Below are 5,942 nucleotides of genomic sequence, written 5' to 3'. Positions count from 1 at the left end.
CCCGCCTATGACAAGGCCCTTCAGACAGTGACCGTTGCCGACGGAACAGGCATCGCATCCCGCGGCCAGGAGATCGCAGCCGCCCTGGTTGGCGGCGGATTCACGAAAGCCGCACACTTCCTCGCGGCTGCCGTTCCCAAGACCGTTGTGTATTACGGGGCAGGCTATGCCGACGTTGCGCCGGATGTCGCGAATCTCCTGGGGATCCCGGCCTCGCAAGTCGAACCATCCAACGGCATCGTGGGAGTCCAGGTCTATATCGGCAGTGACTTCGATTCGGGAACCAAGTACGGAGTTGCCTCCGTACCGGCCGACGTCGTCAAGCAGACCGCAGGCGACGTGAAATGCCAGGCGGTCAACCCGGCACTCGTCGCGAGGTAGCTGCTGCTGCCTACCAGATGCTGACGCGGTCCTCAGGCGACAGCCACATTCCATCCCCGGCTTCCACCGCGAACGCCTCATGGAACGAATCCAGGTTCTTGGCGATGGCATTCGTTCGGAACTCGTTGGGGGAGTGCGGGTCCGTAGCGACGCGCCGGATGGCCTCCTCGGGACGGATGACTTGGCGCCAGCCGGCAGCCCAGGACATGAAGAAGCGCTGCTGTCCGGTGAGGCCTTCAAGGACCGGCGGCTCAGCACCGTCAAGGCTCAAGAGGTAGGCCTTGTAGGCAATGGTCAGGCCGCCGAGATCGCCGATGTTTTCGCCGAGCGTGAGCTTCCCGTTGACCTTGTGCTCAGGGGCGGCGTAGGGGGCAAGGGCGTCGAATTGGGCTACGAGCTTTGCCGCCAGTCCTTCGAAGGCCTTTCGGTCCTCCTCGCTCCACCAATTCCGCAGCGCTCCGCTTCCATCGAACTGGGAGCCCTGGTCGTCGAAGCCGTGGCCGATTTCGTGACCGATGATGGCGCCGATGCCTCCATAGTTGACCGCGTCGTCAGCTTCCGCCGTGAAGAAGGGTGGCTGCAGGATCGCGGCGGGGAAGACAATCTCATTCAGCATCGGGTGGTAGTACGCGTTGACGGTCTGCGGGGTCATGAGCCACTTGTCGAGATCGACCGGCTTGCCGACCTCATCGAGGTGACGGTCGACGTCGGCGTTGTGTGCCCGCTCGACGTTGCCCAAAAGGTCGCTCGGGTCAATCTCGACGGCGGAATAGTCGATCCACTTGTCCGGAAAACCGATCTTGGGCCGGAAGGCCTCAAGTTTTTTCAGCGCTTCCGCCTTGGTGTCTTCGCCCATCCAGTCGAGGGCCGTGATGCTCTCGCGGTAGGCCTCGATCAGCTTGGCAACCAGCGTCTGCATCCTGGCCTTGTAGCCTTCGGGGAAGTGGCGTTCCACGTAGATCTGGCCTACCGCCTCCCCAAGGGCGGCTTCGACGACGGCGACGCCCCGCTTCCACCGGTCCTTGTTCTGTGGAGTGCCGCTCAGGGTGGTGCCGTAGAAATCGAAGTTTGCGTCCACGAACGCCGACGAAAGATAAGGGGCGGCGGCATTGAGCACGCGCAGGGCCAGCCACTCCTGCCACGTGGCAAGGGACTCGGACTCGACAAGGGCGGACGCACCGGTGAAGAAGTCCGGGGTGCTGACCACCAGCTCGGTGTACTTGTCCGCTTCAATGCGGGCCGAATCGAACCATGCGTCAAGGTGTGGAAACAGTTCGCGGCCCTCTTCCGCGGTCTTGAGGTTGTAGGTCTTCTGCGGATCGCGCAGGGTGACGTTGTCCCAGTGGTGCGAAGCAAGGGCCTTCTCAAGGGCGACGACGCGCGCCGCGGCAGTGTCGGCGTCGGGAATGCCCGCCAGGCCGAAGAGTTTGGCGACGTATTTCGCATAGGCGCTGACGATGCCTTCGAACTTCTCGTCCCGGTAATACGATTCGTCGGGAAGGCCCAGGCCGCCCTGGCCGATGTACAACAGGATCCGGTCCGGGTTCCCGGCGTCGGGAGCGGGATAGATCGAGAAGAGGCCGGAAACATCCGAGCGGAACAGGCGCCCCGTCAGGCCACCACTTCGGCCGGCGACGCGTGGCACAGACCTCCGCGAGCCGGGCGCGGATAGGCTCCATGCCCTTGGCCTCGGTGGCTTCCTCATCCATGAAGCTGTTGTAGAGCCCGCCTACTTTGCGCTCGATGCCGCTGGCGTCTTCGCCCTTTGCTGCAGCTTCCTCGATGATCGCTTTGACTGCTAGTTCCGCGCCGTCGCGGAGCGCGGTGAAGGTTCCCTCGAGCGGTCGGTCGTCCGGGATGACCGTCGACTTCAGCCACGCCCCGTTGACGTGCTGGTAAAGGTCGTCCTGCGGCCTGACGCTTTCATCGATGTTGGACAGTGTGATCCCCGACTGTGGCACAAGAACTCCTTCGGACGACGAGCGGAACCGGCTCACTACCGTTCACGCGTCTGCATAGTGGACGTTGCTTCTGGTATTGCATTGTCATCATACGCACCCGTGTTACTGTGAAATGGTGCGTGCAGGAATGCTTCTCCTTAGCTGCCGCGGCGGGGCCTCGTAGGCGATCATTCGCTAGGCCAACCCTCGCTGCGGAGTTAGCTATGCCCGGCCAATCTTCCATCAAAGATTAAGAGAAAAGGCCCCAAGTCATGCGCAACGCACAAAAGCCCTCCGGAATGCCCATTCATCGGTACCTGCCTTTCCAGGAACAGATCAATGTCGAGCTGCCGGACCGCACCTGGCCGGACAAGGTCATCACCAAGGCTCCCCGCTGGTGCGCAGTGGACCTCCGTGACGGCAACCAGGCACTGATCGACCCCATGAGCCCGGCCCGCAAGCTGAAAATGTTCCAACTGCTGGTCAAGATGGGCTACAAGGAAATCGAAGTCGGCTTCCCGTCCGCTTCGCAGACAGACTTCGACTTCGTGCGGCAGCTCATCGAAGGCGGCCACATCCCGGATGACGTTTCCATCCAGGTCCTGACCCAGGCGCGCGAGCACCTGATCGAACGCACCTACGAATCCCTCGTCGGCGCCAAGCAGGCCATCGTCCACCTGTACAACTCCACGTCGGTCCTGCAACGGCGCGTCGTGTTCAACCAGGACGAGGACGGGATCCTGGACATCGCCCTCCAGGGTGCCCGCTTGTGCAAGAAATACGAGGAAACCCTCACGGACACACACATCACGTACGAGTACTCGCCGGAGTCCTTCACCGGAACCGAGCTCGAGTACGCAGCACGTGTTTGCAACGCGATCGCCGACGTTTTCGAAGCGTCCGCGGACAAGCAGGTCATCATCAACCTGCCCGCCACCGTGGAAATGGCCACGCCCAATGTCTACGCCGACTCCATCGAATGGATGCACCGGAATCTGCACCCGCGTGAAGGCATCATCATCTCCCTCCACCCGCACAACGATCGCGGCACGGGTGTTGCCGCCGCTGAGTTGGGCTACCTGCCGGCGCCGACCGCATCGAAGGCTGCTTGTTCGGCAACGGCGAGCGTACCGGCAACGTGGACCTGGTCACCCTAGGCCTGAACATGTTCGTCCAAGGCGTGGATCCGATGATCGATTTCTCGGACATTGACGAAGTCCGCCGGACGGTCGAGTACTGCAACCAGTTGCCCGTTCCCGAGCGTTCCCCGTACGGTGGCGACCTGGTGTTCACGGCATTCTCCGGTTCGCACCAGGACGCCATCAAGAAGGGCTTCGAAGCCCTCGAGAAGGACGCCGCCGCCGCTGGCAAGGCCGTGGATGACTTCACCTGGCAGGTTCCGTACCTGCCGATCGATCCCAAGGACCTGGGCCGTAGCTACGAGGCCGTCATCCGCGTCAACTCGCAGTCCGGCAAGGGCGGGGTGGCGTACCTGCTCAAGAACGAGCACAGCCTCGACCTGCCGCGTCGCGCACAAATCGAATTCTCCGGCGTCATCCAGCACCGCACCGACACTGTGGGCGGCGAGGTCAGCGGTGCCCAGTTGTGGGCCATGTTCCAGGACGAGTACCTGCCGGCCAGCACGGCCGATGGCCAGTGGGGACGCTACTCGCTGGGTTCCATCCGCACCGAGACCGATGAGTCCGGCGAATTGACCCTGCATGCGGCCCTGCGCATTGACGGCACGATGGTCCAGCGGACCGGCACGGGCAACGGCCCGATCGCGGCCATGCTGGACATCCTGCGTCAAGACGGCGTGGACGTCCGCGTCCTGGACTACTCCGAACATGCCCTTTCCGAAGGTGGCAGCGCCACTGCCGCAGCATACGTTGAATGCGCCGTGGGCGAGCGGGTCCTCTGGGGAGTCGGTATCGATCCCAACACGAGCACCGCGGCACTCAAGGCAGTCATCTCTGCCGTCAACCGGGCCATCAGGTCCGTCCGGGCATAGCCATTTGCCGTGCGGCGTCGTCAACACGGCGCCGCACGGCTTCGCCGGCCCCGAGAAGGTCCGGTGTGGTGCGAAGATTAACTGTGGCCAATCCTTCGTCGTTTGCAGCGCGGTCCTATCGGGACGATGCCGTAGTGCTGCGCACCCACAAGTTGGGCGAAGCGGACCGCATCATCACTTTGCTGACAAAGCACCACGGACAAGTAAGGGCAGTTGCCAAGGGCGTACGGCGGACCAGCAGTCGGTTCGGTGCCCGGCTGGAGCCGTTCATGGTTGCCGACCTGCAACTCGTTTCCGGCCGCACTCTTGACATCGTCACCCAGGCTGTCGCGAAGGGCGCCTATGGGAGCTCGATCGCTGCCGACTACTCCCGGTACACCGTTGCCGCCGCCATGACGGAAACGGCAGAAAAGCTGACCGACGCCGACGCCGATTCGGGAACCGCCCAGTACAACCTGCTTGTCGGGGCACTTGCCGCGTTGAGCCGTTCCGACCACCCGCCGGAGCTCATTCTGGACTCCTACTTGCTCCGCGCTTTGGCGACCGGCGGCTGGGCGCCCAGTTTCACGGATTGCGCCCGCTGCGGGGCGAGGGGTCCGCACACAGCCTTCTCCGCTCCCTTGGGCGGAATGATCTGCAACGATTGCCGGCCGCCAGGCTCGCCGGCACCCCGCTCCCGAGACCGTCGTCTTGCTGGGTGCGCTGCTGACGGGGGGACTGGGCTACGGCGGATGTGTCCGAATCCTTGCATCGCCGCGAGGCCGCCGGATTGGTGGCGAGTTACCTCCAATGGCACCTTGAACGAGCATTGAAGTCCCTCAAACATGTGGAGCGAAGCTGAAAGTGGCACTGGGAAAAAAGAAGACGGCAACGGCGCGGACCACCCCGGTGAGGGCCCCCTACCACCACCCTTCGGGCGCCAGGCCGCCGGCCATACCTGCAGAACTGATACCGCGGCACGTGGCCATTGTCATGGACGGCAACGGCCGCTGGGCGAACCAACGTGGACTCCCGCGCATTGAGGGTCACAAAGCCGGGGAGCCGGCCCTGCTGGATGTGATGGCGGGCGCGATCGAACTGGGCATCAAGTACGTCAGCGTCTACGCTTTCTCCACCGAAAACTGGCGCCGTTCTCCTGAAGAAGTGCGCTTCCTCATGGGATTTAACAAGGATGTGCTACGTCGCAGCGCAATCAGCTTGATGAATGGGGCGTGCGGATCCGCTGGGCGGGACGGCGGCCCAGGCTCTGGGGCTCGGTCATCAAGGAGCTGGAAGAAGCCGAGGAGTACACGCGCGGCAACGACACGTGCACCCTGACCATGTGTGTGAACTACGGCGGCCGCGCTGAAATCGCCGACGCCGTAGCCGCGATTGCCCAGGATGTCGCTGATGGCCGCCTCAAGCCCGGCTCCGTCACCGAGAAGACCATCCAGAAGTACCTCGATGAGCCGGATCTTCCGGATGTGGACCTGTTCCTGCGAAGCTCCGGCGAGCAGCGCCTCTCGAACTTCCTCTTGTGGCAATCCGCCTATGCGGAATTCGTCTTCATGGACACCCTGTGGCCCGACGTCGACCGCAGGACTTTGTGGGACGCCGTCGAGATCTATGCC

Annotated in this window: 1 protein-coding gene and 4 pseudogenes; 4 read left to right on the top strand and 1 reads right to left on the bottom strand. The window is 63.2% G+C overall.

Annotated features, from left to right (window positions below; genetic code table 11):
- Positions 1–381, top strand: a 381-nt coding sequence (locus AHiyo1_RS27600; protein ID WP_253257555.1) for a LytR C-terminal domain-containing protein, incomplete at its 5' end; no start/stop codon positions are given.
- Between the two features lie 10 nt (positions 382–391).
- Here AHiyo1_RS27600 and AHiyo1_RS22080 read toward each other — a convergent pair.
- Positions 392–2,342 (bottom strand): annotated as a pseudogene (locus AHiyo1_RS22080) (M13 family metallopeptidase).
- A gap of 251 nt (positions 2,343–2,593) precedes the next feature.
- Between AHiyo1_RS22080 and leuA the strand changes: the two are divergent.
- The 3 pseudogenes from leuA to AHiyo1_RS22065 form a co-directional block, all read left to right on the top strand.
- Positions 2,594–4,332: pseudogene (gene leuA, locus AHiyo1_RS22075) on the top strand (2-isopropylmalate synthase).
- A gap of 83 nt (positions 4,333–4,415) precedes the next feature.
- Positions 4,416–5,173, top strand: a pseudogene (recO, locus tag AHiyo1_RS22070) (DNA repair protein RecO).
- 2 nt (positions 5,174–5,175) lie between these two features.
- Positions 5,176–5,942, top strand: a pseudogene (locus AHiyo1_RS22065) (isoprenyl transferase); the annotation flags it as partial.

This window comes from Arthrobacter sp. Hiyo1, assembly GCF_001263615.2.
Taxonomy (GTDB): domain Bacteria; phylum Actinomycetota; class Actinomycetes; order Actinomycetales; family Micrococcaceae; genus Arthrobacter.
Note: the sequence above shows the minus strand (reverse complement) of the source record. Positions and strands in the feature narration are given on the sequence as shown.